Source organism: Nocardia sp. NPDC020380 (genome assembly GCF_044386975.1).
GTDB lineage: Bacteria > Actinomycetota > Actinomycetes > Mycobacteriales > Mycobacteriaceae > Nocardia.
In genome coordinates this window covers 509,401-534,836 of record NZ_JBIRVQ010000005.1, presented here as the reverse complement: position 1 = coordinate 534,836, position 25,436 = coordinate 509,401, and the positions used below count along the sequence as shown (strand labels likewise).

The following is a 25,436-nucleotide window of genomic DNA, read 5'->3' as shown; positions in this document are numbered from 1 at the left end:
GACGGACGGGGCGAAAAGCCCTCCGATTCGGACATTAGGCGAGAAAAGTCCTCTATGCAACCAGTTGCATAGGTAGGGTTGCCCCTACCTCGACTCGGGTGCTCGCGTCATGGGCGCCACCTGCGCCGATCCCTAGCGTTGCCGACCATGAACAAACGGAACACGGTGCTCGCCGGACTGGCCGCCACGGCCGCCGTCGCCGTGGGTGCGGCCTTCGCCCTCCACGCGACCGAGACGAGGTCGAGTGCGCCGTCCGAGGCTCTCGACCGGTACTACGGCCAGACCCTCACCTGGCAGCCCTGCCACGAGCCGGACCTGGACCAGGCGGGCGCACAGTGCACCGACGTGACCGTGCCGCTCGACTACGGGAAGCCGCAGGGGCAGACCATCACCGTCGCCATCTCGCGCATTCCGGCCACCGATCCGAAGCTGCGGCACGGGGTCATCCTGTCCAATCCGGGCGGACCCGGCGGCTCCGGGCTGGACTACATGATCGGCGTCGGCAAGGCCATGACACCCGATGTGCGCGCCCGCTACGACCTGATCGGCATGGACCCGCGCGGCGTCGGCCGCTCCGCGGCGGTGAACTGCCAGTGGCCCACCGGTTTCGGACTGCAATCCGCCGGCATCGACGCCGCGAAGTACGCCGAATCCGTGGCCACCCAATCCGATCTCGCCCGGCGCTGCGCCGCGGCCGAAGGAGATCGCCTGCCGTACTTCACGACTCGTAATACCGCCCGCGATATGGATGTCATCCGCGGCGCGCTGGGCGAACAACGCATCAGCTACATGGGCACCTCCTACGGCACCTACCTGGGCGCCGTCTTCACCCAGATGTTCCCGGAACGCAGCGATCGCATCGTGCTGGACAGTGCGGTCGACCCCATCCGGTACGGCGCGGTCGGCATGGTGCAGGACATGGGCGCGGCCAATGAGGCGGCACTCGACACATGGGCCGACTGGACGGCGTTGCGGGACAGCGAATACCACTTCGGCAGCACCCGCGAACAGGTGCGCGGCGCCGTCGTGAACCTCATCCACCGGGCGGCCGCACAGCCGATCCGCGTCGGCGACAACACCGTCGACGACCATCTGCTGCCCATGCTGCTGTTCATGCGGCTCGACGATCAGCGCCGGTTCGACACCGTCGCCGCCCTCGTCCGCACCCTGACCGACGCCGCCGACGGCCGGGCTGTCGAGCCCGATCCGAATCTGCAGAGCGCCCTCGATGTGCTCGTGCGCTCCCAGCCGCGCGACAAATCCGAGCAGATGGCCATCATGTGCGGCGATGTCGGCGTACCCCGCGACCCGGCCTGGTACCGGGCCAATATCGAGGCGTCCCGCCCGACCGAGCCGGTGTTCGGGGCCTTCGCGAACAACATCACCCCGTGCGCGTTCTGGGCGCCGCCCGCCGAATCGCCGACGGTGGTGCACAATTCGGTGCCCGCGCTGATCATCCAGTCCACCGGCGACACCCGCACCACCTACGCCAATGCGGAGGGCATGCACCGGGCGCTGACCGCCTCCCGGCTGGTCACCCTCGACAATGTCGCCATCCACTCGATCTTCGACCGCTGGCCGAACAGCTGCGTGGATGCCGCCGTGAACACCTACTTCCGCGACGGCACCCTGCCCGCAAGCGATCTCACCTGCCGTGACGACGGCTAGCGCTTACCGCGTTCCTGGTACATGCGGCGCTGATTCTTGTTGATGTCCTTCCACACCTTCTTGCGCTCCGCGCGCAGGCGCGAATCGGTGCGGGCGGCCATCCACTCGTTCTCGCGAGTCAGCTTGCGGAAGCTGTCGAGGCGGCGCTGCGGCAGCGCGCCCGGATCACGGCGGCCTGCAGGCGGCTGGCGTAATCGGCGGTGGGCAGGGGTGCGGCGACATCGCATTCGCTGCGATCCATGCGGATCAGGCGGGCCGGAATCAGCGAATCACCGAGCAGCGGAAGATAATCGGCGGCCAGCGCCGGGGTCCAGCCGTAGGGTGCGAGCAGGTCGAAGTCGACCAGAGACATGATCGGAGAGTCCTTTGTCGGGCCGAGCCCGTTCGTGGACTCAGCGCGGGAGGTTCGAGGGGGATACGCGCGGCGCGAATGTTCGCGCGGGCACGACAATCCGTTCTGTCGTAATCACGGTCTCCACCTCCTTCTCTCCTTCGATCCGAACAAGACGGCACAACCTTGTCAGGCGGGCCGATTCAACGCAATCTATTTTCCAACCCCGACAATCCGGGGTTTCAGGGGTTTACCCACGGCGCAGGGTGGTGGAGCCGCGAGCTACGAGAGTTGTCTCAACTCTGCGGTTTGTGGAACTGCTCGCGCCGGCCGAGCCGCTGTAGCCGTAACCACTCCATGAGGCCGGCGGGGTCCTTCTGCTGCACCAGGAAGAACCAGCCGAAGCGGGCGACCTCCTGCGGCAACAGCTTTCGCATACCGGGCTGCGCCATGAGGTAGCCGCGGTTGCGATACGTGAAGTACCGCTTCACCGGGTCGTCCGGGTACTGGGTGTGCATGCGGCCACCCAGGATCGGCTTGAACTCCGCCGAGCCGTTGGGGTGCAAGTAAGCGGTCTGCAAACAGGTACCGAAGGGCAGGCCCGAACGCACCAGGCGCCGATGCACTTCCACCTCGTCGCCGCGCACGAACAGCCGCAAATCCGGCACGCCGATCTTGTCCACGGCTTCGGCGGAAATCAGCGCGCCATTGAACAGCGAGGCGATGCCGGGCAGGAAGTCCTCGTCGCCGAGCTCGGACCGCAGCCGCCGCCACACGACGCCGCGTCGCAGCGGGAAGGCCAGCCGGTCCGGATCGTCGATATCCGCCACCACCGGCGATACCTCGACCAGCCGATGCCGCTGCGCGCAATCGAACAGCGTGGCAAGCACTTCGGGCCCCTCGGGCCGGCCGTCGTCGTCGGCCAGCCACACCCAGTCCGCGCCCATGGTGAGCGCGTGCAGCATGCCGAGCGCGAAACCGCCCGCGCCACCGAGATTGTGTTCCGAACCGAGATAGGTGGTTTCGATCGGCTGCTGCTTGACCAGCTCCCCGACCTCCGGCTCATTGCCGTTGTCCACCACGATCAGATGGTCCAGCGGCCGGGTCTGGCTGCCCAGCACCTTCAAGGATTCGGCCAGCTGGTCCCGGCGTTTATGAGTGACGACGATCGCGACGATGCGGGCATCATCGCTGTAGAGGGGGCCGGCCTGCTGGGTCATGCGGGATTCCGTTCCGGTTCTTTTTCACGTTCCAGATCCCGCAGCACCTGCGCCACGTGATCGCCCGCCTCCGGGCCTTCGTAGGCGCGCACCACTTCCTCGATGCCGCCGTGCATACGAATGTTTCCATGGTCGATCCACAGCGCCGAATCGCACAGCTGCGCCAGGAACTCGTTGGAATGGCTGGCGAATACGAGAATGCCGGAGCGCGAGACCAATTCCTGCAACCGGATGCGCGCCTTCTTCATGAATTCCGCGTCCACCGCGCCGATGCCCTCGTCCAGCAGCAGGATCTCCGGATCGATGGAGGTCACCACGCCCATGGCGAGCCGCACCCGCATACCGGTCGAGTAGGTGCGCAGCGGCATTTCGAGATAGTCGCCCAGTTCGGTGAATTCGGCGATCTCGTCGACCTTGGCGAGCATCTGCTTACGCGTCTGCCCGAGGAACAGGCCGCGAATGATGATGTTGTCGTAGCCGGAGATCTCCGGGTCCATGCCGACGCCGAGATCGAAGACCGGCGCCACCCGCCCGCGGATCCGGGCGCTGCCGCGGGTGGGTTCGTAGATGCCCGCGAGCATGCGCAGCAGTGTCGATTTGCCCGCACCATTGTGGCCGACCAGGCCGATCCGGTCGCCTTCCTTCAGCGACAGATTGATATCCCGCATGGCCTCCACGACCACCACATCGGACGAGTTGCGCCCGATGGCGCCGCCCGCCTTGCCCATGAACGCCTTCTTCAGCGAACGGGACTTGGCGTCGAAGATCGGGAACTCCACCCACGCGTTCTGGGTCTCGATACTCACATGGTCGGTCATTGAGCCTTCACACCCAGTAGGGAACGCGGGAACGGAACTGCTTCATCGCCAGGATCGCGACCGCCCAGCCGACGACGGTGATCGCCAGCACGATGAGCCAGGAGCGCAACTCCAGCGGCTGGCCCAGCAGTGGCGCACGCACGATCTCCAGGTAATGGTAGGTCGGAATCAGCTCGACCAGCTTCGCGCGATCGCTCACCGCGCCGCCTTGTTCGTGCAGCGAGGTGGTCTTCCACATGACCGGCGTCAGCACGAACAGCATCAGCGTCATGCTGCCCAGGATCGGCGCGATATCGCGGTAGCGGGTGCTGAAGATGCCGAACGCGATGGTCACCCACATGGCGTTCAGGAACAGCAGCAGGATGCCGGGTATCGCCAGTAGTGCGTTCCAGTGCAGATCCCGCCACACGCCGAAGCCCACCAGCATGACGACATAGATCACCACGTTGTGCGCGAAGAAGAGGAACTGCCGCCACACCAGCCGATAGACGTGCACGCTCAATGCCGATGGCAATTGTTTGATCAGGCCCTCGTTGGCGATGAAGACATCGGAGCCCTCGAGAATGCTGGCATTGATCACATTCCAGGTGATCAGGCCGACCGTCACATACGGCAGGTAGTCGTGCAGCGGCTGATGGAACAGCGTGGCATACAGCAGGCCCATGGCCGCCGCCTGCACCGCGGTGGAGATGGTGATCCAGAAGGGACCCAGCACCGAGCGGCGGTAGCGCTGCTTGATGTCCTGCCAGCCCAGCGACAGCCACAGCTCACGCTGGGAGAAGCCGTCGCGGAAGTCCTTGTATGCGCGGCGGAGAGTTTGCGAATCCGACACGATCGGCACCCGAGCATTGTCCGGGGTCACTTCGGCCGTGGCCGAGTCGGGGGGAGCAGCAGCAGGCACAGCACCCGACCTTAGCGAATGGCCAGGAGTTTGCGTCGCGAACCTGCCGCCGACCCCGTCATCTATGTCTAGAGATACTGGCCACTACCGCCGGAAGAGCCCTGGCCGCCGCGCGGGTCGGCGTGCGAGGCGCCGGGCGGGAGGGCCTGGCGCATTTGTTCCAGCTGGGCGCGGGCGGCCATCTGCTGAGCGAAGAGGGCGGTCTGGATGCCGTGGAAGAGGCCCTCGAGCCAGCCGACGAGCTGCGCCTGCGCGATGCGGAGTTCCGCGTCGGACGGAATGGTGTCCTCGGTGAAGGGGAGCGCGAGGCGTTCGAGTTCCTCGCGGAGTTCGGGGGCGAGACCGGTCTCCAGTTCCCGGATGGACGTGCGGTGGATCTCACGCAAGCGGGTGCGGGAGGCATCGTCCAGCGGTGCGTGGCGAACCTCCTCGAGCAGCTGTTTGATCATGGTGCCGATGCGCATGACCTTCGCCGGCTGCTCGACCATGTCCGCGAGCGATTCGTCCTTGTCGCCCAGATCATCCGAATGCACTTCACCGACAACCTGTCCGGTGATCTCGATCGGTTCGCCGCCGATCTGCGCCGCCGCGGGGATGAAAAGCTTGCCCTCGGGCCCGACTACAACAATGTTTTCGGGAAGCCCCTCCGATTGCGTCATATACCCATCCTGCCGAATCCAGGCCGAACCTGCTAAGCGCCACCCGATTTGTAACTATCCGAAGAGTCATCACGATGGGGGTTCGCGGCGCGTCTCGTTCTGGACTGAGTGGAGCGGGGGAGCGAAGCGGAGGAGCGGAGGGAGGGAAGAACGAGACTCTCAGCGCCGCGAACCGCGCCGGAGCGAAGCGGAGGCAATCAAACACTGCCTACCGTTACCTTCGCGTGCCATCGCCCTTTAGAGTGGCCACCATGACTTACGACGTCGCACGGGTGCGGGGCCTCATACCGTCCCTGGGCGACGGCTGGATCCACCTCGATCCGCAGGCGGGGATGCTGGTCCCGGACTCGGTATCACGGGCCGTATCAACGGGTTTCCGGACCTCCGCCTTCTCGCACACCAACCGGCACGGCGCCGCGAAACGCAGCGCGGCCATCCTGGAGGCCGCCCGCGAGGCGGTCGCGGACCTGGTGGGCGGGGACCCGGCGGGCGTGGTGCTGGGACCCGATCGGGCGATACTGCTGGCCTGGCTGGCCGAGTCGCTGAGTTCCCGGCTCGGACTGGGCACCGGGATCGTGCTGTCGCGTCTGGATGACGAGGCGAACGTCGCGCCGTGGTTGCGCATCGCGAATCGCTATGGCGCCCATGTGCGCTGGGCGGAAGTGGAGATCGAGACCTGCGAGATGCCGGCCTGGCAGTTCGAGGAACTCATCGGACCGACCGCCCGCTTGGTCGCACTCACCGCCGCCTCCCCGATCGTCGGCTCCGCACCCGCCGTGCGCGTCGCCGCCGACCGCGTGCACGAGGTCGGCGGTTTACTGGTCGCGGACTGCTTCGGGGCCGCGCCCTACGCGCTCATCGATATCGACGAACTCAATGCCGACGTGATCGCGCTCAGCGCACCCGCCTGGGGCGGGCCGCAGATCGGCGCGCTGGTCTTCCGGGATCCCGCGTTCCTGGACCGCATTCCGTCCATGTCGCTGAATCCCTATGCGAAGGGCGCGGAACGGCTCGAGGTCGGCGGGCACCAGTACGCGCTGCTGGCCGGGCTCACGACTTCCATCGACTACCTCGCCGCACTCGACGAGCGCGCCAAGGGCACTCGCCGGGAACGGCTCGAGGTCTCCATCACCTCGCTACAGGACTATCACGATCAGCTCTTCGAACACCTGATGGCGGTGCTCGACACCATCCCGAATCTGACGGTCATCGGCCGCGCGTCGACCCGCATTCCGACGGTGAGCTTCACCATTTCGGGCATGCAGGCCGAAAAGGTCTCGGCCAAACTGGCGGACGCCCGCATCGGCACCCTCAGCGGTTCGCACGGTGGCAGCCGCCTGCTGGACGCGCTCGGCGTGAACGACGAGGGTGGGGCCGTCACCATCGGATTGGCCCCGTACACAACCAGATTCGAGATCGAACAACTGGGTCGCGCCCTCGCCGCTCTCGACACCTAGGACTCGCGAACAGCCAAAACCACCTTGCCGACGGATTCGTCCGAATCGAGCAGGCGGTGCGCCGCTGCGACATCGGTGACCGGAAGCTCCGCGGAGACCACCGGTACCACCGTGCCGTCGGAGATCAACGGCCACAGGTGACGCCGGAGTTCGCTGATGATCTCCGCCTTGGAGCCGTGCCCGTGTTCGGGGCGGCGGCGCAGATTCGTGGCGTGAATGGAACCCCGTTTGCCAACCAGCACACCGAGATTCACTTCGGCTTTGACGCCGCCCTGCATACCGATGATCACCAGATGCCCGTCTTCGGCGAGCGCCTCCACATTGCGTTCCAAATACGACGCGCCCATCACATCGAGAATGATGTCCGCGCCGGGATATTCGGACCGCAGTACGGTGACGAAATCCTGCTCCCGGTAATTGATCAACGTGGTCGCGCCCAATTCCCGGCAGCGATCCAGTTTGAACTGCGATCCGGCGGTGACGGCGACCCGCGCGCCCAGCGCCCGCGCCACCTGGATGGCGTGCGTGCCGATCCCGCTGCCGCCGCCGTGGATGAGCAGCAGCTGCCCGCCGTGCATCCCCGCCCGCATCACCAGGTTCGACCAGACCGTGGCCGCGACCTCGGGCAGCGCGGCCGCCGCGGACACGTCCAGGCCTTCCGGGACCGGCAATATCTGGGACGCGGGAGCGTTCACCCGTTCCGCGTAGCCGCCGCCGGACAGCAGCGCGCACACCACATCGCCCGGCCGCCAATCCCGTACGCCCGCACCGACTTCCGCGACCACACCGGAGACCTCCAGGCCGAGGGTCTCGCTCGCGCCGGGCGGCGGCGGATACAGGCCCTGCCGTTGCAGCAGATCCGCGCGGTTCACCCCCGCGGCCACCACGTCGATCGCCACCTCACCCGGGCCGGGTGCGGGCAGATCCTCGACCTCTGCCCACTTCATGACCTCAGGCCCACCGAAACCATCGAGCGTCACTGCATACATGGCTTCGAGCGTACGGTGCGCGATCGCCCGCACCCGTGAACCCGAATGATGCCGGTTCGTCCACCACCCGTCTTGGTTACGGGCTTTCACCCGTGCCGAATGATGCCGGCTCGTCGACCACCCGTCTTGGTTACGGGCTTTCACCCGTATCGAATGTCAGAGGCTCCACGGCGGGATCACAGCTGGGACTCAGGTTCAGCGGTCACTGTGTAATCACGACATCCGTTAAGGAGAGTTCCATGATCGCCACCGTGTTTCTGATCGCTGCTTTTGCCCTTTTCGCCGCAATGGCGATTTCCGGTTTCGTCGCCGAGGAAGCCCCGCAGGCACTGGTCCGTATTCGCCGCCGCTAATACCCGCGCGGCACGGCACGCAGGTACTAGCGTTCCGGGCATGAGCAGTTTCGTCGATTTCCAGAACGAGATCTACCTCTCCGGCCTCGCGGGCATCGTCCCCTCGCTACCCATGACCGCGGCGGGCCTGGAAGAGCGGGCTCGGGAAGTCCTCGACCCGGCGGCCTTCGCCTACGTGGCCGGCAGCGCCTCCGCCGAACGCACCGCGCACGCCAATCTCACCGCCTTCGACAAATACCGGCTGCTCCCGCGCATGCTGCGCGGTTCGAGCGCCCCCGGCGCCCGCGATCTGTCCATCGAAATCCTCGGAACCCGGCTCGCCGCACCGATTCTCACCGCCCCGATCGGGGTCCTCGGCCTGCTGCACGAGCACGGTGAGGCCGTCATCGCCGAGGTGACCCGCGAACTCGGCATCGGCATGGTGCTGTCCACCGCCGCCTCCACCACCATCGAGGAGGTGGGTGCGCGCGCCGGCGCCTGGTGGCATCAGTTGTATTGGCCCAATGACAAGGAATTGGCGCGTTCCTTCGTCGAGCGTGCCGAAAAGTCCGGTGCGAGCGCCATTGTGGTCACCGTCGATACGCCGGCCATGGGCTGGCGGCCCCGCGATCTGGCCCTGGGACATCTGCCGTTCCTGCAGGGCAAGGGAATTGCCAACTATCTGTCCGATCCGGTGTTCCGCGCCAAGCTGGCCGCCGATCCGGAGGAGAGCCCGGAGGCCATGCAGGCCGCCGTTCTCACCTGGATCGGATTGTTCGGGAATCACGGTCTGCGCCCGGCCGATATCGCCCGCCTGCGGGACTGGACCGAACTGCCGATCGCGGTGAAGGGCGTGCTGCATCCCGATGACGCCCGGCAGGTGGTGGACGCGGGCGCGGACGCGGTCATCGTCAGTAATCACGGCGGCCGGCAGGTGGACGGCGCGGTCGCGGCCCTGGACGCGCTGCCGACAATCGTCGCCACCGTCGGTGATCGCGCGGAGGTGTTGTTCGACTCCGGTATTCGCGCCGGGTCGGATGTCATGATCGCGCTCGCGCTGGGCGCCAAGGCGGTGCTGTACGGCCGGCCCTGGGCCTACGGCCTCGGTCTGGCGGGTGCGGACGGCGCCCGGCACGCCCTGCGCGCCCTGCTCGCGGATTTCGATGCGGCCATGGGTCTTTCGGGCTGTATGGCGTTGCATGATCTGTCCCGCACCATGCTCTCCTCGCATCGTTGACCAATATGTCTGTATTGCTGACGCATTCGAGTCATATCGCTGACGCATATGTACAGCTGCACCGGGTACTCCAACGTCACTGTGGATAGAATCGAGCCCGTGGCTGTCGAATCCGGGGGGCGCGTGGCGGCCGAACCGAGGTGGCTCACTCCTGAGCAGCAACGAGCCTGGCGCGCGTACATGAACGGCAGCCAGCGGCTCATGGCCGACCTCAATCGGCAACTCCAGCGCGACAGCGATCTCTCCTTCGCCGACTACCGCATCCTGGTGAAACTCTCCGAGGCCCCCGGCCGGGCCCTCCGCATGAGCGACCTCGCCGACGGCGTCCTCTCCTCCCGCAGCCGCCTCACCCACCAGATCCGCCGCATGGAAGCCCAGCGCATGGTCCGCCGCATGGCCGCCGAGGATGACGGCCGCGGCGTCCTCGCCCAGCTCACCGACGAGGGCATGCGCCGCCTCCGCGCCGCCGCCCCCGGCCACGTGGCCGCCGTCCGCCGCTTCTTCGTGGACCTCCTCACCCCCCAGCAACTGGCCGCCGTGGCCACCGCCCTGGATCTGGTGGACCAGGCCGCCGACCACCGAGCCGCGGTCCCGCCACCCCCCGCCCAGGACTGACCACCCCCGCCCGCACCCGGCATCTCCGAAGCGAGCACCCACCCCGATCGGTTACCATCAAGCGCCTGGAAGCGTGGCAGAGCGGCCGAATGCACTCGCCTTGAAAGCGAGCGTTGCGAGAGCAACCGGGGGTTCAAATCCCTCCGCTTCCGCTTTTATGTGCTGATCAGTGCCGGTTTCCGGCCGGCACTGATCCGGCCCCGTAAGGATCTCGGGCACCACTGCGTCCGGTATGTCCGACCTGCCCCGTATGGTGGCTTCGCGGTGAATTACTCTGCCGCAGAAGTTATCCGGGGAGGATTTCTCAAACGATGAGGATCATTTCGATCGCCGCGGCGCCCGCCGCTGCCCTCATGCTCACTGTCGCCGTGGCGGGCACCGCCCACGCGGGCGATTCGTCCGGCAATACCGACCATCCGGGCTCGTGCCTGGTGGTCCAGAACCACACCGGCAAGAACGTCCATCTGACGCTCAACTACCCCACCGAATCCGGGTACTGGGACTACGCGCCGGACGAGGACGCCACCGTGCTGTCCGACGAATCCAACAACGCGATCACCTCGCCCAGCGGCAACTGGGATGTGCAGACCAAGCCGGACGTGTCCGATGCCTGGGTCTACGACGCCTCGGACTCCACCGACCGCGGCTGCGCCGGTTCCTGGATCCTCACGATGAACCCGTAGCTCTCGCCGAGAGCACGGAAAATGCGCCACGCCGGGAAGTGTTCCCGGCGTGGCGCATTCGTATTCGGGGGCGTGCCCCTATCGGGCGGTGGTGGCGGCGTCGTACATTTCCGCGAGGTCGTGCTTCAGGGCGGTCCGGGAGTCACCGTCCAGGTAGATCATGTGACCCGAGGGGTAGAAGCGGATCGAAATATTCTGGCGGACGGTCGGATCCACCAGGGGCATGGCCTGGAGGTCCAGGACCGTCTGGTGGAACGGGGTGACGTAGTCGAAGTAGCCGTTGGCGGACAACACCTTCAGGTCCACATTGGCCGCCATGACGGCGGCCAGGTCGCCGGCGGTGTACAGGGAGGCGGGGCCCTGCTTGGTGCCGGTCGGGTCGGTGTGGGTGAAGTCCCAGTTGAGGAAGGCCTGGTTGTTCAGGTCGGTGAACGCCGAGGTCGAGGTGTACTTCAGCTGTTCGTTGAGGTACCAGTTCCACATGGTGGTGTAGACGCCGGAGACCGCGGCCATCGTCGGATCGTTGCCGCCGGAGTTGGAGCTGACGGTCGCCGAGATGCCGGTGTCGATGGCGGTCACGCGGCCGTCGTAGGCGCCGAGCGCCAGGCCCTGCTCGACCAGCAGCGTCGTCAGGAACGGCTGCCCGATGGCGAGACTCCAGGACCGCAGCACGGCCTTGTCGATGCCGGTGTAGGCGGCGAGCTCGTCGACCACCGCCGGATCGGCCTCCGGGAACGCCTTCAGCGCGACCCCGTAGTCGCCGTCCGCGAACTGCTCGACCTCCTTCGCGAACGAGGGCAGATCGGCCGGCGGCGGGGTGATCCCGAGCCGGTTGTGGTACCAGGCGTCGGCGGCCGCGGTCGGCAGCAGCCCGGCCGCATTGCCGGAGGTCCGGTAGTCCAGGATCGACGACTGCAGCGTGATGCCGTTCAGGTCGATGCCGTCCTCGTGCAGCGCGTAGGCGAGCACGCAACTGCGTGCGGTGCCATACGATTCGCCGAACAGGAACTTCGGCGAGTTCCAGCGGCCGTACTTGGTCAGGTACCGCTTGATGAAGTCCTTGACCGATTCGGCGTCCTGATCGGTGCCCCAGAACTCGCGGTTCTTGTGCGGCGCGATGGCGGCCGAGTAGCCCGTGCCGACCGGATTGACGAAGACCAGATCGGTCTTGTCGATCAGGCTGTCCGGGTTGTCCTCCATGGAATACGGTGCGGGCGGCGTGAAGTCGGGCATCTTGGTCTTGATCCGGCGCGGCGCGAACGAACCCAGCAGGGTGAACACCGCGGAGGAACCGGGACCGCCGTTGTAGACGAAGGTGACCGGGCGATCGGTCTGCTGGCCGTCCTGGGTGAACGCGACGTAGAACATCTTCGCGTTCGGCTGCGAACTGCTCGGGTCGACGGTGACCAGATGTCCCGCGGTCGCCGTGTAGGCGATCTCGCTGCCGTTGACGGTGATGGTGTGATGCGTGACGGCCGCGTTTTCCGTTGCGTCCGTGACATTGTCGTCGGGACCCATGCCGTACGCGACGGTATCGTCGAACGGCTGATCGGCGCCGCCGTCGGCGGGGGCCTGCGGGCCGGCGATCGAATCGATGGTCATGCTGTCTCTTCTTTCTTTCGGGGGAGAGTGCCTACTCGGGCTGTGCCGGATCGAATCCGGCGAGGCCGAGCTTCTGGCCGATCGCGGCGAGTGCCGTGACGACGTCATGGCCGGCCAGGCACGGGTGGCCGGTGTTCTTCTGGTTCGGCGGCAGGTTCTGCCGGGACCCGATGCCGCCCAGGCCGTCCACGACCAGATCGGCGTGGTAGGAGATCCACTTGAAGGCATCCGCGACGGTGAGCGGATTGCCGTAGGCATCGGTGAGGGTGTCGGAGAGTTGCATATCGGTCCTTCCGGTCAGGAGATCGGTGAGCTGCCCGGCGGTGCCGCGGAAGGCGTCGGCATCCACGGATTCGCCTGCGACGGCAGCGCTGTTGGTGAACTGCCAGATCTGCGGCGCGCCATTGCCGTACGCCGCCCAGCCGGGACCGGCGTCACCGCCGGCGCTGCCGTAGAGGTCACTGGCATAGCCGCTGCCGCTGACCGGATAGTCGGAGGCGACGAGGCCGGGGACCTGAGACAGGTCCGGCCGGCCGATCTGCTGCCAGTACCAGTTCGGCAGATAGGTGAGGGCGACGCCGACGCCCGCCGAGTTGAAGGCGTCGACGAGATTCCAGTAGTCCGTGATGGTTCCGGAATTCGCCTCGAAGTCGATCATCACCTGGGCGCCGCCGCCGTTCCCGACGAAGGTCTGCACCTGCGACGCCGGGGTGCAGGAGGAAATGGCGTAGTGGTAGCCGATGATCGGCAGGCCGGCGGCCTGCGCGGCGCTCAGGTAGCCGGGCCAGGTGGTGTCCTGGAAGTAGTTGCCCTCCGAGACCTTCGCCTCGACCCAGGAAAACCCTTCCTGGGCAACCTGATTCAGATTCAGGGCCGGGCTGTTGTTGTTGGAGATATCGATTCCGTACAGCGTCATACGTCCTCCCTTGCGAGAAGGTCGTGGGATGTGCGATTTCGCCCGGCGCTTCGCCTCGAGGGGGTGCGGGCATGAAAAAACCCGATCCGCGAAAGGGGACCGGGTTGAGTTGCGATTCGATGAATCACGTTGTGGCGCAAGCCTATCCGACATTCTTTCGGTGCGCCACCCCCATTTTCCCGTGCCGCTTTCTCAGGTCGTGCAGGACGTCACCGGCGTTGTAGAGGTTCTGCCGATCGCGGGTCCGGCCCCGGACCGGGATCGGATCCGTCTTCCGGTAGGCCATGTCGTGGATGGTCTTCGGTTTCACGGTGAGGCCGAGCCGATCCCGGACGATATGGGCGAGCTGCCCGGCGGTGTAGTCGCGGGTCTCGAGCTCGGCCTGGATGCGAGCGTCATTGTCGGCCTTGACCGTCACGGTCCCGCAGCCGCGACAGGTGATCCGGAGATCCTCGCGCGCGGCGCGCAGATCGCCGCCGCAGCGCGGGCACGGACCCTGATAGGCGAGCGCGCGTGGGCGGTCGACCGCCCGGAACGCCCGTCCGTGCGCGTCCCGGATCTCGTCGACGGCCTCGTCCGCGTCCGGACAGCAGGCGAGGTCGGCGAGATGCCGTTCGAGCCAGCGGGCGTAACCGTCCGCGCGCAGCTCGCCGGGCCACGGCACGTCCCGCTGCGTGCAGACGTGGACGGTCCAGGCGCGCAGCGTGCCGTGCAGATCGGTGGCGATATCGCCGGCCGTCGGGTCGTAGGGGAGCGGGGTGGCGGCCGGGCCGCGTCGCCGGCTCGAACCCCTGGCGCCGTAACGGGTCCGGCGGGTGAGGACATTGTCGAGCTCGGCGACGAGCCAGCCGTGGATATCGCGCAGCTCGACGACCAGGCTCCCGACCGGAACCGGTCCGCCGCTGATCTCAGACATGAAGGTGCTCCTCGGTACGGAAGTCGGGTCCGGTCGCGCCCGGGCGCCGGACCATGGCGGCACGCACCGCGGCGATCCCGCGGCGCGCCCGTTCGGCGGTGCCGGCATCGTGGTCGCAGACCTGCGTGCCCTGATAGCCGTGCTCGTCGCAGAGGCCGCAGCGCGAGATCGCGTGCGCCCGATGGGCATCGAACCCGCGGCGAGCGGTGCCGGGTATCGGGTGCCGGGTGTCAGGGGATGCGAACCGATCCGGATCACCGATCCGATCGGTCATCCCGTCGGTGATCGGGACCGGAACGGGCAGCAGCTGTGCGAGTTTGGCCGCGGACATGGGGTGCGTCCACGACGAGTACTCGGGGAATTCCCGGTGCAGCAGCTCGATCTCGGCGAGGACGGCCGCGCGCAGCTGCCGGGACGCCACGGCGTGGTAGGCATGCACCAGCGCGACAGCCATTTTCGGATTGCGCAGCAGTTCGTCCCAGCGAATGTGCTTGCACAGCAGGGCTTCTTCGGTCTCGGCGTCGAACAGGCCGAAGCCGGCGGCCGCGTATTCGGCGGCGGCCGCTTCGACCGCGTCCAGGGTCCAGCCGCGGGCGCGTGGCAGCAGCCGCGCCGGCCGCCAGTCCACGCGCCCGCAATACGAGACGCCGGGGCCGTGCCGCAGCACGTAGTCGAGATGCTGTGCGGCGGGGGTGAGTTCGGTGTATGCCGCGTCATCCCAGATCCAGAGGGGGTTGCGGGCGTATTCACGCGCCATGTGGCACTGCTTTCGGGTCGGTGGTCATCGGCTCGTCTCCTTGGGTTCGAAGAAGCGGGCGGGTGAGATCTCGAGGGTGGCGGCGATGCGTTCCAGCTCGCCGAGCGTGAAGGGGGTGTGTCCGTCGAGCCGGCCGCTCATGGTGGCGTCGGTGATTCCGGCGTCGCTGCCGACTCGTTCCTCGGTGTGCCCGGAGGCGGCGATGAGGGATCGGACGCGGGTGGCTACCTGGTGGGGCCAGGACCGCAATATCTCCATATGGAGACGATAACTCCAAACGGAGACACTCACAACCCGGCTGGGGCGGGTAATGTCTTGGCGAGTCTCCATATGGAAACTAGAGTGGACGCATGGCCACAGGCGCACGGACAACGGGATGGCTCACCGAGGCGGTCGCGGCCGAGATCCGCGCACTGATGGGACGACGCGACATCAACCAGGCCGGACTGAGCCGGGCGACCGGCATCCCGAAGGCCACGGTGTCGTCCCTGCTCGGACTCCGCAAGGCGATGGATCTGGAGCAGTTCCACGCCATTTCGGTCGCGCTCGGCGCCGAACCCGACGAGCTCATGCGGCTGGCGATCGAGCACGCGCGCAGCCTGGAACGCAACCACCCGGAACAGATGCCCGAACCGGTCGACTACGTGAAGATCTACCGCACCGCGGGCCCCGACTGGCCCGCCGACGGCGCATAACCCTGCCGCCGGCCCGGGCAGGCAATGCCGGGCGGCGTCGCGGGCCGCCACAACCAGCACGACCAGCGGTCCTCGGCGAACATCCAGCAGCCCTCCTCGTCGGACGGCGGATTCCACACCGCGTGCACCGCCGCACCGGCGAGGATCTTGATGTCCTCGGCGGTGGCGTTCCAGCACGGCATCGCCTCGACCACGCCCTCGAGCAACACATCGATCCGGCCGAACTTGGCCATCCAGCCCTCACGCGTCAGCACGTACTCGATCGGCCCCAGGATTCCGCGGAGCAGTGAAATTCCCAGCCCGGCAAGCTCTTCCAGCGTCACCCGCAACGCCGGCACCTCGAGCGGTGCGTTCCACATTATCGAATACCCCTGTCCCGCAATCGATTGATCGAGGGCGGAGCGGCCTCGCGCCCCCAGTGCACGAGCTGGTCATAACCAGGACTTTCATCCTGTCAATGCATCTCGGGCACAGGCAAGATCTGGAAGTCGCCCAAAATAGGGGGTAGCGGCGCGCAGGGTACCCCCGGTAAGGGGTAGTTAAACCGCAGCATGCGCAAAGGAGCCGACAATGCAGGAAGTGGAAGGGATGGCACTCGAATTGCCCACCCTGGCCGCGTTCGTGAGGCGACTACGCATCCGCCGGGGGTGGACCCAACGGCAGCTCGCCATCGAAGCGCACCTGGGCCTCGGCACCATTCGCAAGATCGAGCAGGACGCACCGGTCAGCATCGGCGACCGCGCCCTCACCGCACTCGCACAGGCCTTGTGCGACAACACCCATGAGCGTGTGCACCTGCGCGCCCTCGCCGGCAAATCCGACGCGCCCACCGGTCTCGGCGTCACCGCCGCCGGACTCGTCGGCCGCGTGCTGGCCGCCTTCGAACCGTCCCCGGCGGCCTGGCTGTACAACTGGCGCGTCGACCAGGCCAACGACACCTACCGCCGGCTGTTCCCCGGACTGGCCGAGGCGGAGAACCTGCCGCTCTGGGTGTTCCGCGATCCGCGCGCCCGGCTGGTACTGCGCGACTGGCATCGCGAAGCCGACGCCGTCGCCGGCATGCTGCGGCACACCGCGACCGACCCGCACGTCCGCACCGCCACCGCCGGCGTCATCAAATCCGTGGAGACGGTGCACGAATTCCGGCGCGCCTGGGAATCGGAGGTGGTCTACATCCACCGCCCCTGCGCCCGGCGCCGCATCTGGGTGCCGCGCAGCGAGCAGCTGATCCACCTCGAGGAGACGCTCATCCCGGTCACCGCCGGTGGTCTGCTCACCCTCGGCGTCGTGCGTGAGCAGGCCGCGAGATCAGGACGGGGCTACCAGGAAATCGCGTAGCAGCCGGGCCGGGCCGCCCAGCCCGTCGGCCAGCTCCTGCACGGTGGTGAGCGAGAACGACTGCTCGCCATTGCCGTAGATGACGATGGCGGGCTGGGCGATCTGGTCGAGCAGCGGCGTGAGGTCCTCGTGATCGAGCAGGGCCCAGGTGGCGAGTTCCAGCCGATCCCGGTCGTGCGCATGCCATTTCCGGATCCACGCCTCCCGCTGCTCGACGGTGAACGGCGTCGCCGCACTCGACATCAGCGCCAGCCGCGTCACCCGCGACGGGTACTGCAGCGCCATCCGCATCGCGATGAACCCGCCCTGCGACAGCCCGCCCGACACCACCCGATCGATGCCGAGCTCGTCGAGCACCGCCCAGGCGTCCCACGCCAGATCCCAATAGGTGTACGGGTTTCCGGCATCGGTGGTCAGCCCGTGCCCGCGGGCGTCCATCGCGATCACACGATAATCCGGGGCCAACTGCGCCGCGATGTCGTCGAACATGTGGCCATCCATGAAGAAACCGTGGTGCAGCATCACGGCGGGACCGTCACCACCCGTATCGAGGTAGTGAATGGTGGCATCCTCGGTGGTCACATACGGCATGTACACATCCCTCCGCTGTCGTCGAGATCGCTGCCCCGACAGGCTAACCGGAGTGGGTGCCCGCCGTATCGATCTTGATGGGCGCGCGTCCAAGAGGGTGCGGAATGCGGGCGCCGGCTACGAGTTCGGCAGCCCCGCAAGGAAATCGCGGATCAGCGGATCGGTGAGTTCGGGATGCGTCCACGTCACCGAGTGCGCGGCGGCGAACGCGTCGATCGTCTCCACCCGGGCCGGCCCGCCCATCAGCCCGGCCATCGCCTCGGTCTTCTCGCGGGTCTGCACCGGATCGCCGATGCCGTGCATCAGCAGCGCGGGCGCGGCGATCTCGCCGAGCCGGTCCTCGATGCCCTCCCGATCGATGAGCGCACGCCCGGCCAGCAGCGGCCGCCGGCGATCCCCGGCCAGCCACTTGTCCACCCAGAACTGTTGATGCCGTTCGACATCGCCGCCGATCTGCTGCACCGCGATGAGCTTGGCGAGGGGTTCGAGCGGCTCGTCGCCGAGAATCCAGCTGTCCATGACGACCCGCTCGAACACCGGGCGTTCGAAGCCGTCGTAGGCATCGGCGCGGGAACCGACCAGGATCAGGCCGCGCACCCGGTCCGGCTGCTGCAGGGCCATGCGCAGTCCGGTCCAGCCGCCCTGCAACAGGCCCCCGGTGACGATGCGGTCGAGGCCGAGGCGGTCCGCGACCTGCCAGGCATCCTGCGCCAGCCGCCAGTAGTCGTACGGCACGCCCGGATCCTCGGTCAGGCCATGCCCGCGCGAGTCGACGGCGATCACGCGATAGTCCGGCGCGAGCGATCGCTGCTGCGGCGCCCACATGTCGGCGTCCATGAAGATCCCGTGCATGAGCAGCACGGCGGGGCCGTCGCCGCCGGTGTCGAGATAGTGGATCTTCGCACCGTCATCGGTGGTCACAAACGGCATGGCAGCGGCCCCTCGCGCAGGTTTCCGGTCGTGCCTGCGGGTTTCCGCGGCGCACCCGACGATAACAGGAACGTGTTCCAGTCAGCATCGGGCGTGGGAAACCGGACAGCGCACCGGAATTCGCGACTACCCCAGGAAGCGCGCGACCGTCGCCGGATCGGTGGCGAAGGCCAGGAAGCGATCGTTCTCGTGCGGATCGCCGGCGGTGATGCGGACACCGTCCGTGCCGTAGGGCCGGATCACCACGCCCGCCGCCTCGCTCGCCGCACCGTATTCGGCGCTGCGCTCGCCGAGCGGCAACCACAGGAAGTTGGCGTGACTGTCGGGGATCCGGTAGCCGGCCTCGACCAGTGCGTCTCGCATCCGATTGCGTTCGGCCACAGTCGCATCCGTGCGCTCCAGCAGCTCGTGCCGGGCCTCCAGCGAGGCGATGGCCGCCGCCTGCGCCACCCGGTTCACGCTGAACGGGATGTGCACCTTCATGAGCGCCTCGATGACCTTCGGGTCGCCGACCGCGTAGCCGACGCGCAGGCCCGCCAGGCCGTACGCCTTCGAAAACGTGCGCAGCACCAGCACATTCGGGCGATTCCGGCCCAGCTCGACACCGTCGATCCGGTCCTCGGCGGGCAGACGCAGGTACTCGAAGTAGGCCTCGTCCAGCACCACCAGCACATTCGCGGGGATGGCGTCGAGGAAACGTTCGACGGCGGCGCGGCCGTGCGCGGTGCCCGTCGGATTGTTCGGGTTGCACACGAACACCACCCGGGTATTCGGCGTCACCGCGGCGGCCAGCGCGTCCAGGTCGTGCGCGTAATCCTCGTTCAGCGGCACCAATACCGCCTTGGCCCCGGCCACCCGCGTCACGATCGGGTACGCCTCGAACGAGCGCCACGCGAACACCACCTCGTCGGTGGGCAGGCCGCAGGTGATCTGCACCAGTTCCTGGCACAGCGCCACACTGCCGCAGCCGGCCGCCACGTTCTCCAGCGCGACACCGTGGAATTGCGCGATGGCGGTGCGTAATTCGGTCGCGCTGTTGTCCGGGTACCGGTTGGACAGCTCCACCGCCTCGGAGATGGCCTTCGCCACCGACGGTAGCGGCGGGAAGGTGGTCTCGTTGCTGGCTAGTTTCACGGCACCTGGGTTGGTGCGGCCGGCGACGTACGCGGGGATGGCATCGAGGTCCGGTCGAATGTGCGGGCTCACACCCTCCACCCTATGTCGCGGACCGCGCGTCATGTCCCGGTGGTGGGATGAATTTTGGCCGGAAAGCTGTCCGGCGGTTAGCTGGACCCGGAACCGTGTCGGAAAATATCCATCGTTTCGGGGTTCTGGAAAGATTTATCACGAATTTACCTAGCACAACTACGCTGGTTTCATGTCGGGCATTTTTCGAGAGTTGGCACCTGTGCACGACACGTCTGCGGTCCCGCTGATCGTCCTCGAACCCGAGGGGCACACTCGCGGCGGCATCGTGGTGTTGCACGAATCACGCGAATTCACCGAGCAATTGCTGGAACTCATGCACTCGCTCGCCGCCGACGGCTGGACCGTCCTCGCCCCCGACCTCTTCCACCGAGCCAACGGCACCGGCCCCGAACGCGTCTTCGGCGAGGACCTCTTCGCGGACTTCGACGCCTGCTCCGAATGGCTCATCCGGCACGGCGTCTTCCGCGACTGCATCGGCGTCCTCGGCTTCGACTCGGCCGGCACCGCCGCCGTCCTCGTGGCCACCAACCGCCGCCTCGGCGCCGTCGTCTCCGTCGCCGCCCCCGGCATCGACACCCCGCTGACCCCGCAAGCGCTCGCCCTGACCGCCGCCGTCCCCGCCCTGCAATCACCCTGGCTCGGCCTCTACGGCGCCGACGATCCGCTCACCCCGCCCGACCAGGTCGACCGCCTCCGCGACGCCGCGGCCGGCGCCGACGTGGCCACCCTCGTGGTCAGCTACCCCGGCCTGCACCATCGCCCCGACCACCCCGGCTTCGACCCCACCGCGCTCGACGACGCCTTCGTCCTGGACGCCCAGACCCGCATCTTCGAATGGTTCGACAGCCACCTCCGCTAGAGGTCACTTGCACCCCCGCTGACCAGCCGATTTGGCGTCTTGGTCAGCCGCTGTGTAATCTTTCGTCCCGGCGGTTCGAAAGGACCGGGCCCTCGGAAGAAGGCTCCAGGAGGCGTGCCAGAGCGGCCGAATGGGACTCACTGCTAATGAGTTGTCCCTTCACGGGGACCGGAGGTTCAAATCCTCTCGCCTCCGCCAAGCCCGGTACGCCGGGCCGAAACAACTGAACAAGCTTGCGCCCGTAGCTCAACGGATAGAGCATCTGACTACGGATCAGAAGGTTGGGAGTTCGAGTCTCTCCGGGCGCGCAACAAACGGTCCCGCACCACTAGGTGCGGGACCGTTTTGCATTGCCCGGCAAGCGATTCCGATCCGGTGATGGTGGGACGGTGGTTGGTGCGCTCCCCTCCGTCGCACCAACCACCCGGCGGGAGCGCCCCGCGGGTAGCCGGGCGTGCAGGTTCCAGCACTCGGTCAAGCCTCTTTTCGGGGCATGAGAAAGTCAATGCGGTTGGGTCGCACCAGGGGTGAGACTCCGGCCTCGGAGCGGTGTGGTGTGGACGACAAGGTGAGGTGGTAGTGGATGGGTAGGAGTCAGCTGGCGGTGTTCGTGCGGTCGCGGCGCGACACGCTCGGGATGACACAGGCGCAGCTGGCGGGGAAGACCGGATGGTCGAAATCCGCGATCGAGAAGGTGGAGGCGGGGACGCTGACGCCGGGGCTCGAATTCGCGGGGGCGCTGTTCGACGCGCTCATGGTGCCGTACATCTATCGGGAGCGAGTGGTGGCGGCGCTGTATCCCGGTGCGCTGGACCGGATCCTGGGACAGGTCTCGGGGCGGCCGGATGCCGATGCGCTCGCCGATCTCGAGGATCTGCCGTATCCGGCGGCCTACATCGCCTTACCCGAGGGGGAGGTGCTGGGCGCCAATGCCGCTTGGGGCGAAGCCTTTCCGGGGCCGAAGGGGACGTCGAACATGTTCGACTACCTGTTCACCGAACCGACCGCCGCGGACGTGCTCGTGGACTGGGAGTTGATCACGCACGGGTTCACCTACGGGCTGCGCATGATGGGGCCGATCTCGGTGCCGCAGCACATCATCGACGGAATCATCGAGCGCTGCCGGTCGCATCCCGACTTCGAGCGCATCTACAGAACGGACCCGCCCGCGGCCACGACCCTGCAGCCGGTGCTGCGGATCCGCACGCCGGGCACGGGGGAGATCCGGAATCTGCGCATCAAGATCGACAAACCGCATCTGCCGCACAGCCCCTGGGTCACCTACCGCCTCGTCCCGGTGCGCGAACTGTAGATTCGCCCGCGCTACAGGCGAATCGGCGCTACTTCCAGGCGGCGAGCTCGGGCAGGTCGCCGGTCAGATCGGTACCGGGGGAGCGGCCGATGAGCCAGGCGGTCAACGCGCAGGCCGGACCCGAGACGGTCGAGACCGGAGTGCCGAGCGTGCCCGTATAGCCGGTGTCGGTCGCGGTGATCGTGCGACCGGGTCCCGTGACCGTGGCGTCGAGCTCCGCCACCGACTGGGGGAGCAGCCGCGCCACGAAATCGGGCGACCACTGCGCCGGCGTGTAACCGATGTCCAGATCCACGTGGTGGATCTCCACCTCCAGCAACCGCATCCACAACACCCGCGTGGCCGGCATCTCCCCGCCCTTGCGATTGCGCACGATCGCCGACCACTGCTCCCCGGGCATGGCCCGCGCCAGCGCCAGCCAGCGCTCCGACGCCGCGGTGAGATCCTCCAGCTGCTCTCGCAGCGGCCGCGGCGCACCCGCCTCGATATCGGCCTCCCGCAGGAACTGGCTTGCGTACTGCGGGGTTTCGATGCCGGTGCGCGCCCACAGCAGCAGATTCACCAGACTGTCCGCATTGCGGGACAGATGGGCCAGCACATGGCCGCGGGTCCAGCCCGGCAGCAGCGAGGGCTCCACCAGATCGGCATCGGTCAGCTCGCCGACGGCGGCGAGCAGGCGGCCGGTCGCGGCGGCGATGGTGTCGAGCTGATCGGAGAGCGCGGTGAGTTCCGGTGCGTCGCTGGTCACAATCCGACCCTACCCAGGGTGCTGCCCGGAATCGCGTTCAGCGACAACGATTTGCACCGCCAGCACCACCAGCCACAGCGACATGGCGCCCACCTGGATGCGCTGGGCGATGCCGAGGCCGTAATTACCGGGCAGATTGTCCGCGATCAGCATCCACGCCGTCACCACCGAACCGACGATCAGAATCCACAGCCCGGTATGCCGCAGAATCGGCCAGCGCCGGTACTTGAACGCCGCCACACTGAACGCCACCATGGCGGCATAGATGGAGAACACCGCGAGACTGCTGGTCAGCGCGTGCAACTGATGCAACTGGGGAAAAAGACCGGTATCCACATACCGCTTCGGGGCGGTCGGATCCGCCGCCTGCAGTGGCGCCTGCGCATCCCAGATGGTGGCGCCGCCGAAGCAGACCAGCGCGATCCAGCCGATCGAGGAGTAGAGCCGCCGCGAGAACAACAGCAGTCCACCCAGACCCGCGACCACGAGCAGCGACCCCGAGACCGTGTCACCCGTGGTGAAAACCCATCGGAACGGCGCGCCCTTCTCCGCCAGCTGGCTCAGGAAGGTATTGGTCGGATCGCTCTTGATCGGGAGGATGAACTCCAGCACCCACGACGAATAGCCGAATCCGGCGAATGCGATGAGGATCGCGATGATCCACCGGAGGAATCGCCGCCATCGTGACTGCCGGACGCCGTGGTCCGTGGCCGGTTCCTGATGCTCCTGTTCGGTTGGGATCATCGACGTGCTCGCTTTCGGTGGCCTGCCCTCACTCGCTATCGACTGCCTTGCCCGCAGTACTTGCTCCGGACTGGTCGGTCCGGCTATCCCTGTTCATTGTCGCGCATCGCGTTTACCCGCCCGTCACACCGCTCCGGCCAGGGCGTGCAGAACCGAGTCCGCCGCCGTGGCCACACCCTCGTGCTCCCACACCCGCACCACCGTCCACCCGGCCTCGGTCAACCGCAGATCGGTATCCCGATCCCGCGCCACATTCCCGGCCAGCTTCGCCGCCCACCACTCGGCATTGTTCTTCGGGTGTGTCGCATGGTCCGGACAGCTGTGCCAGAAACACCCGTCCACATAGACCGCCACCTTCCGCCGCGGGAACACGATGTCGGCGCGCCTGCGCAAACCCGGCAGGGGCGCCCTATCGACGAAGAACCTCGCACCCCTGCGATGCAATTCCCGCCGCAGCTCCAGTTCCGGTTTCGTCCCCACCCGCCGCTGCTTCGCCATGCGCGCACTCGTCGCCGCATCGGTCCCCGGCCGTGCGCTCACCACCGCACCCCGCCCTGCCACCGCGTCGTCACGAGGCCATCATCGTCACCGCCGTGAGCACCGGCAAGGACGACCCGGCGCGATATCAGGCAGCCTCGCGGGGGGCGCCGCCCATGCGCTCGAGATGCGATTCGACATCGTCGAGGAACCCGGCCGGGAAACGCAGACTGCCCATCCGGGTGCGACGCAGGAACCCGGCCGTGGCGCGCGCCGACAGCAGCCGCGGATCATCCAGGAACCAGCGCAGATCCTCGTACGGGGCGTGAACGGGCCAGGTGGACACCGGCATTCGATACACCACCCCGTCCCGGCCCCAGGCCGCCGCGGGCCAGCTGCGCCGCGTATGCGGTTCGCCTTCGGGGAAGGGATCATCGGCGGGATCGGCCAGGCGTGAACCGATCCACTCGGCCATGCGGACACTCACCGCATTGCCCGCCAGCTTCCACCGATGGCCGTGGCGCACACCGGGAACCGTCAAGGCGGGAGCGGTCCAATCACGGTCGAAGCCCTGCAGGCGTTCACCGTCGGTGATGCCCGGGGTGACGAGCTCGCCGGACGGCAGCCGCACCGCGGGCGGACTCGCGATGCCCAGCGCCGAACCACCCTTCAGGGTGGGGATCGCGTTCACCGCCCAGCCCAGGCCGCGATTGCCTTCCGTCCAATAGAAGCCGCACGGATCGTGCGCGGGATCACCGACCTCGCGCGGGCCCGCATCCGCGCCGAACAGCACCGGGCGCGGATCCTCGGTGCGCGACGCCAGCATCAGCACCCGCTCGCGGCGTTGCGGCAGGCCGAATGCTCGCGCATCGACGACCCGGTAGGCCCACAGGTACCCGAGCTCCTCGAGCGCCGCGGTGATGTGCCGCATGGCCGCGCCGCCGCCCAGTTGCAGCATGAAGGGCACGTTTTCGATCAGCAGCCAGCGCGGTCCGCGTTTGCGGCGCACCAGCCGGAACACCTCGTCCACCAAACCCGAACGCGGCCCGGTGATTCCGGCCGTGCGCCCGGCCTGGGACAGGTCCTGGCACGGGAAACCGGCCGCTACCAATTCCGTGCCGGCGGGTAGCGACCGCAGTTTGGTCACATCGGAATGCAATGGCACATCCGGGAAATGCGCGCCCAGCACCGCCTGCGCCCCCGCGTCGATCTCGCACAGCAGGTCACTGCGCCAGCCGTGCGCCGAGAGCCCCAGCTCCAGCCCGCCGATGCCGGCGAACAGGCCGACCATCCGCGCGCCCGTCACAACAACAGTCCCTTTCACCGGAGTCCCCCTGCCGGAGAGCACGTTACTCGAGTTCGCTGAGACACACCGTGATCAACACCCGTAGCCGGGCGCGCCCGAGAGGCGGTGGCTATTACCGGGCAGCAC

General features: G+C 67.3%; 28 protein-coding genes and 3 tRNA genes. 12 read left to right on the top strand and 19 right to left on the bottom strand.

What is annotated here, in order from left to right; translation table 11 throughout:
* The first annotated feature begins 147 nt into the window (after positions 1 to 147).
* Entirely contained in the window at positions 148 to 1,668 is a 1,521-nt protein-coding gene (locus ACH438_RS16490) for an alpha/beta hydrolase (RefSeq protein ID WP_397005820.1), read from the top strand.
* Positions 1,669 to 1,786: 118 nt separating this feature from the next.
* On the opposite strand, the gene ACH438_RS16485 is transcribed toward ACH438_RS16490, so the two are convergent.
* From ACH438_RS16485 to ACH438_RS16465, 5 genes are all read right to left on the bottom strand, one after another.
* Complete coding sequence (locus ACH438_RS16485; RefSeq protein WP_397005819.1) at positions 1,787 to 2,020, bottom strand: hypothetical protein; 234 nt, start codon at positions 2,018 to 2,020, stop codon at positions 1,787 to 1,789.
* 275 nt (positions 2,021 to 2,295) lie between these two features.
* Complete coding sequence (locus ACH438_RS16480; protein WP_397005817.1) at positions 2,296 to 3,219, bottom strand: glycosyltransferase; 924 nt, start codon at positions 3,217 to 3,219, stop codon at positions 2,296 to 2,298.
* A complete protein-coding gene (locus ACH438_RS16475; RefSeq protein WP_397005815.1) occupies positions 3,216 to 4,037 on the bottom strand; it encodes an ABC transporter ATP-binding protein in 822 nt (273 codons plus the stop codon). The genes ACH438_RS16480 and ACH438_RS16475 overlap by 4 nt, the downstream gene beginning before the upstream one ends.
* Before the next feature lie 7 nt (positions 4,038 to 4,044).
* Positions 4,045 to 4,872, bottom strand: coding sequence for an ABC transporter permease (locus tag ACH438_RS16470; protein ID WP_397006049.1), 828 nt, complete (start codon positions 4,870 to 4,872; stop codon positions 4,045 to 4,047).
* Between the two features lie 134 nt (positions 4,873 to 5,006).
* On the bottom strand, positions 5,007 to 5,597 hold the full coding sequence (locus ACH438_RS16465; protein WP_397005813.1) for a bacterial proteasome activator family protein: 591 nt from the start codon (positions 5,595 to 5,597) through the stop codon (positions 5,007 to 5,009).
* A gap of 251 nt (positions 5,598 to 5,848) precedes the next feature.
* Here ACH438_RS16465 and ACH438_RS16460 point away from each other — a divergent pair, with 251 nt between their 5' ends.
* The gene (locus ACH438_RS16460) at positions 5,849 to 7,054 is read left to right on the top strand and encodes a cysteine desulfurase-like protein (RefSeq protein WP_397005811.1); all 1,206 of its coding nucleotides are present in this window, start codon (positions 5,849 to 5,851) and stop codon (positions 7,052 to 7,054) included.
* On the opposite strand, the gene ACH438_RS16455 is transcribed toward ACH438_RS16460, so the two are convergent.
* Positions 7,051 to 8,043, bottom strand: coding sequence for an NAD(P)H-quinone oxidoreductase (locus ACH438_RS16455; RefSeq protein ID WP_397005809.1), 993 nt, complete (start codon positions 8,041 to 8,043; stop codon positions 7,051 to 7,053). The genes ACH438_RS16460 and ACH438_RS16455 overlap by 4 nt on opposite strands.
* 393 nt (positions 8,044 to 8,436) lie before the next feature.
* Between ACH438_RS16455 and ACH438_RS16450 the strand changes: the two genes are divergently transcribed.
* From ACH438_RS16450 to ACH438_RS16435, 4 genes are all read left to right on the top strand, one after another.
* Entirely contained in the window at positions 8,437 to 9,612 is a 1,176-nt protein-coding gene (locus ACH438_RS16450; RefSeq protein ID WP_397005807.1) for an alpha-hydroxy-acid oxidizing protein, read from the top strand.
* 180 nt (positions 9,613 to 9,792) lie between these two features.
* Positions 9,793 to 10,227, top strand: a complete 435-nt coding sequence (locus ACH438_RS16445) for a MarR family winged helix-turn-helix transcriptional regulator (RefSeq protein WP_397006047.1) — start codon at positions 9,793 to 9,795, stop codon at positions 10,225 to 10,227.
* Between the two features lie 67 nt (positions 10,228 to 10,294).
* A tRNA-Ser gene (locus ACH438_RS16440) sits at positions 10,295 to 10,379 on the top strand.
* A gap of 159 nt (positions 10,380 to 10,538) precedes the next feature.
* Positions 10,539 to 10,910: a hypothetical protein gene (locus ACH438_RS16435; RefSeq protein ID WP_397005805.1), complete on the top strand. Its 372-nt coding sequence runs from the start codon at positions 10,539 to 10,541 to the stop codon at positions 10,908 to 10,910.
* A 78-nt stretch (positions 10,911 to 10,988) separates the two neighbouring features.
* Here the strand turns inward: ACH438_RS16435 and ACH438_RS16430 are convergent, their stop codons facing one another.
* The 5 genes from ACH438_RS16430 to ACH438_RS16410 all read right to left on the bottom strand — a co-directional run bounded on the left by ACH438_RS16430 (position 10,989) and on the right by ACH438_RS16410 (position 15,359).
* Positions 10,989 to 12,512, bottom strand: coding sequence for a S10 family peptidase (locus tag ACH438_RS16430; RefSeq protein ID WP_397005803.1), 1,524 nt, complete (start codon positions 12,510 to 12,512; stop codon positions 10,989 to 10,991).
* Positions 12,513 to 12,543: 31 nt separating this feature from the next.
* Entirely contained in the window at positions 12,544 to 13,428 is an 885-nt protein-coding gene (locus ACH438_RS16425) for a GH25 family lysozyme (protein ID WP_397005801.1), read from the bottom strand.
* A gap of 142 nt (positions 13,429 to 13,570) precedes the next feature.
* Entirely contained in the window at positions 13,571 to 14,344 is a 774-nt protein-coding gene (locus ACH438_RS16420) for a hypothetical protein (RefSeq protein ID WP_397005799.1), read from the bottom strand.
* Positions 14,337 to 15,101 carry a hypothetical protein gene (locus ACH438_RS16415; protein WP_397005797.1) on the bottom strand — a complete coding sequence of 255 codons (765 nt, stop codon included), beginning with the start codon at positions 15,099 to 15,101 and terminating at the stop codon, positions 14,337 to 14,339. The genes ACH438_RS16420 and ACH438_RS16415 overlap by 8 nt, the downstream gene beginning before the upstream one ends.
* Before the next feature lie 24 nt (positions 15,102 to 15,125).
* The gene (locus tag ACH438_RS16410) at positions 15,126 to 15,359 is read right to left on the bottom strand and encodes a hypothetical protein (protein WP_397005795.1); all 234 of its coding nucleotides are present in this window, start codon (positions 15,357 to 15,359) and stop codon (positions 15,126 to 15,128) included.
* A gap of 92 nt (positions 15,360 to 15,451) precedes the next feature.
* Between ACH438_RS16410 and ACH438_RS16405 the strand changes: the two genes are divergently transcribed.
* Positions 15,452 to 15,796: a helix-turn-helix domain-containing protein gene (locus ACH438_RS16405; protein WP_397005793.1), complete on the top strand. Its 345-nt coding sequence runs from the start codon at positions 15,452 to 15,454 to the stop codon at positions 15,794 to 15,796.
* On the opposite strand, the gene ACH438_RS16400 is transcribed toward ACH438_RS16405, so the two are convergent.
* Positions 15,754 to 16,155, bottom strand: coding sequence for a hypothetical protein (locus ACH438_RS16400; RefSeq protein ID WP_397005791.1), 402 nt, complete (start codon positions 16,153 to 16,155; stop codon positions 15,754 to 15,756). The genes ACH438_RS16405 and ACH438_RS16400 overlap by 43 nt on opposite strands.
* A gap of 211 nt (positions 16,156 to 16,366) precedes the next feature.
* Between ACH438_RS16400 and ACH438_RS16395 the strand changes: the two genes are divergently transcribed.
* The gene (locus ACH438_RS16395; RefSeq protein WP_397005789.1) at positions 16,367 to 17,134 is read left to right on the top strand and encodes a helix-turn-helix domain-containing protein; all 768 of its coding nucleotides are present in this window, start codon (positions 16,367 to 16,369) and stop codon (positions 17,132 to 17,134) included.
* On the opposite strand, the gene ACH438_RS16390 is transcribed toward ACH438_RS16395, so the two are convergent.
* The 3 genes from ACH438_RS16390 to hisC all read right to left on the bottom strand — a co-directional run bounded on the left by ACH438_RS16390 (position 17,105) and on the right by hisC (position 19,894).
* Complete coding sequence (locus ACH438_RS16390) at positions 17,105 to 17,725, bottom strand: alpha/beta fold hydrolase (protein ID WP_397005787.1); 621 nt, start codon at positions 17,723 to 17,725, stop codon at positions 17,105 to 17,107. The genes ACH438_RS16395 and ACH438_RS16390 overlap by 30 nt on opposite strands.
* A gap of 117 nt (positions 17,726 to 17,842) precedes the next feature.
* Entirely contained in the window at positions 17,843 to 18,655 is an 813-nt protein-coding gene (locus ACH438_RS16385) for an alpha/beta fold hydrolase (RefSeq protein ID WP_397005785.1), read from the bottom strand.
* A gap of 126 nt (positions 18,656 to 18,781) precedes the next feature.
* Positions 18,782 to 19,894, bottom strand: a complete 1,113-nt coding sequence (gene hisC, locus ACH438_RS16380) for a histidinol-phosphate transaminase (protein WP_397005783.1) — start codon at positions 19,892 to 19,894, stop codon at positions 18,782 to 18,784.
* A 139-nt stretch (positions 19,895 to 20,033) separates the two neighbouring features.
* On the opposite strand from hisC, the gene ACH438_RS16375 reads away from it, so the two are divergent.
* The 4 genes from ACH438_RS16375 (at position 20,034) to ACH438_RS16360 (ending at position 22,035) form a co-directional block, all read left to right on the top strand.
* Positions 20,034 to 20,723 (top strand): dienelactone hydrolase family protein, encoded by a 690-nt coding sequence (locus ACH438_RS16375; protein ID WP_397005781.1) that lies wholly within the window; start codon positions 20,034 to 20,036, stop codon positions 20,721 to 20,723.
* A 108-nt stretch (positions 20,724 to 20,831) separates the two neighbouring features.
* Positions 20,832 to 20,921: transfer RNA gene (locus tag ACH438_RS16370), tRNA-Ser, on the top strand.
* Positions 20,922 to 20,958: 37 nt separating this feature from the next.
* A tRNA-Arg gene (locus ACH438_RS16365) sits at positions 20,959 to 21,031 on the top strand.
* Between the two features lie 275 nt (positions 21,032 to 21,306).
* The gene (locus tag ACH438_RS16360; RefSeq protein ID WP_397005779.1) at positions 21,307 to 22,035 is read left to right on the top strand and encodes a helix-turn-helix domain-containing protein; all 729 of its coding nucleotides are present in this window, start codon (positions 21,307 to 21,309) and stop codon (positions 22,033 to 22,035) included.
* A 28-nt stretch (positions 22,036 to 22,063) separates the two neighbouring features.
* Here ACH438_RS16360 and ACH438_RS16355 read toward each other — a convergent pair whose 3' ends face one another.
* The 4 genes from ACH438_RS16355 to ACH438_RS16340 all read right to left on the bottom strand — a co-directional run bounded on the left by ACH438_RS16355 (position 22,064) and on the right by ACH438_RS16340 (position 25,295).
* Positions 22,064 to 22,783, bottom strand: a complete 720-nt coding sequence (locus tag ACH438_RS16355) for a maleylpyruvate isomerase family mycothiol-dependent enzyme (protein ID WP_397005777.1) — start codon at positions 22,781 to 22,783, stop codon at positions 22,064 to 22,066.
* Positions 22,784 to 22,792: 9 nt separating this feature from the next.
* A complete protein-coding gene (locus ACH438_RS16350; protein ID WP_397005775.1) occupies positions 22,793 to 23,527 on the bottom strand; it encodes a DUF998 domain-containing protein in 735 nt (244 codons plus the stop codon).
* A gap of 123 nt (positions 23,528 to 23,650) precedes the next feature.
* The gene (locus ACH438_RS16345) at positions 23,651 to 24,067 is read right to left on the bottom strand and encodes a very short patch repair endonuclease (RefSeq protein WP_397005773.1); all 417 of its coding nucleotides are present in this window, start codon (positions 24,065 to 24,067) and stop codon (positions 23,651 to 23,653) included.
* Positions 24,068 to 24,152: 85 nt separating this feature from the next.
* Entirely contained in the window at positions 24,153 to 25,295 is a 1,143-nt protein-coding gene (locus ACH438_RS16340) for a DNA cytosine methyltransferase (RefSeq protein ID WP_397006045.1), read from the bottom strand.
* Positions 25,296 to 25,436: the final 141 nt, after the last annotated feature.

What these genes read in the sequence shown, in the direction of transcription:
- ACH438_RS16405 (WP_397005793.1), top strand. Translation starts at nt 15,452, where the DNA reads ATGGCCACAGGCGCACGGACAACGGGATGGCTCACCGAGGCGGTCGCG.
- ACH438_RS16420 (WP_397005799.1), bottom strand. Translation starts at nt 14,344, where the DNA reads ATGTCTGAGATCAGCGGCGGACCGGTTCCGGTCGGGAGCCTGGTCGTC.
- ACH438_RS16395 (WP_397005789.1), top strand. Translation starts at nt 16,367, where the DNA reads ATGCAGGAAGTGGAAGGGATGGCACTCGAATTGCCCACCCTGGCCGCG.
- ACH438_RS16350 (WP_397005775.1), bottom strand. Translation starts at nt 23,527, where the DNA reads ATGATCCCAACCGAACAGGAGCATCAGGAACCGGCCACGGACCACGGC.
- ACH438_RS16400 (WP_397005791.1), bottom strand. Translation starts at nt 16,155, where the DNA reads ATGTGGAACGCACCGCTCGAGGTGCCGGCGTTGCGGGTGACGCTGGAA.
- ACH438_RS16375 (WP_397005781.1), top strand. Translation starts at nt 20,034, where the DNA reads ATGTCGGGCATTTTTCGAGAGTTGGCACCTGTGCACGACACGTCTGCG.
- ACH438_RS16490 (WP_397005820.1), top strand. Translation starts at nt 148, where the DNA reads ATGAACAAACGGAACACGGTGCTCGCCGGACTGGCCGCCACGGCCGCC.
- ACH438_RS16435 (WP_397005805.1), top strand. Translation starts at nt 10,539, where the DNA reads ATGAGGATCATTTCGATCGCCGCGGCGCCCGCCGCTGCCCTCATGCTC.
- ACH438_RS16360 (WP_397005779.1), top strand. Translation starts at nt 21,307, where the DNA reads ATGGGTAGGAGTCAGCTGGCGGTGTTCGTGCGGTCGCGGCGCGACACG.
- ACH438_RS16415 (WP_397005797.1), bottom strand. Translation starts at nt 15,101, where the DNA reads ATGGCGCGTGAATACGCCCGCAACCCCCTCTGGATCTGGGATGACGCG.
- ACH438_RS16410 (WP_397005795.1), bottom strand. Translation starts at nt 15,359, where the DNA reads ATGGAGATATTGCGGTCCTGGCCCCACCAGGTAGCCACCCGCGTCCGA.
- ACH438_RS16460 (WP_397005811.1), top strand. Translation starts at nt 5,849, where the DNA reads ATGACTTACGACGTCGCACGGGTGCGGGGCCTCATACCGTCCCTGGGC.
- hisC (WP_397005783.1), bottom strand. Translation starts at nt 19,894, where the DNA reads ATGACGCGCGGTCCGCGACATAGGGTGGAGGGTGTGAGCCCGCACATT.
- ACH438_RS16390 (WP_397005787.1), bottom strand. Translation starts at nt 17,725, where the DNA reads ATGCCGTATGTGACCACCGAGGATGCCACCATTCACTACCTCGATACG.
- ACH438_RS16485 (WP_397005819.1), bottom strand. Translation starts at nt 2,020, where the DNA reads ATGTCTCTGGTCGACTTCGACCTGCTCGCACCCTACGGCTGGACCCCG.
- ACH438_RS16450 (WP_397005807.1), top strand. Translation starts at nt 8,437, where the DNA reads ATGAGCAGTTTCGTCGATTTCCAGAACGAGATCTACCTCTCCGGCCTC.
- ACH438_RS16430 (WP_397005803.1), bottom strand. Translation starts at nt 12,512, where the DNA reads ATGACCATCGATTCGATCGCCGGCCCGCAGGCCCCCGCCGACGGCGGC.
- ACH438_RS16445 (WP_397006047.1), top strand. Translation starts at nt 9,793, where the DNA reads ATGAACGGCAGCCAGCGGCTCATGGCCGACCTCAATCGGCAACTCCAG.
- ACH438_RS16385 (WP_397005785.1), bottom strand. Translation starts at nt 18,655, where the DNA reads ATGCCGTTTGTGACCACCGATGACGGTGCGAAGATCCACTATCTCGAC.
- ACH438_RS16480 (WP_397005817.1), bottom strand. Translation starts at nt 3,219, where the DNA reads ATGACCCAGCAGGCCGGCCCCCTCTACAGCGATGATGCCCGCATCGTC.
- ACH438_RS16425 (WP_397005801.1), bottom strand. Translation starts at nt 13,428, where the DNA reads ATGACGCTGTACGGAATCGATATCTCCAACAACAACAGCCCGGCCCTG.
- ACH438_RS16340 (WP_397006045.1), bottom strand. Translation starts at nt 25,295, where the DNA reads ATGGTCGGCCTGTTCGCCGGCATCGGCGGGCTGGAGCTGGGGCTCTCG.
- ACH438_RS16465 (WP_397005813.1), bottom strand. Translation starts at nt 5,597, where the DNA reads ATGACGCAATCGGAGGGGCTTCCCGAAAACATTGTTGTAGTCGGGCCC.
- ACH438_RS16475 (WP_397005815.1), bottom strand. Translation starts at nt 4,037, where the DNA reads ATGACCGACCATGTGAGTATCGAGACCCAGAACGCGTGGGTGGAGTTC.
- ACH438_RS16455 (WP_397005809.1), bottom strand. Translation starts at nt 8,043, where the DNA reads ATGTATGCAGTGACGCTCGATGGTTTCGGTGGGCCTGAGGTCATGAAG.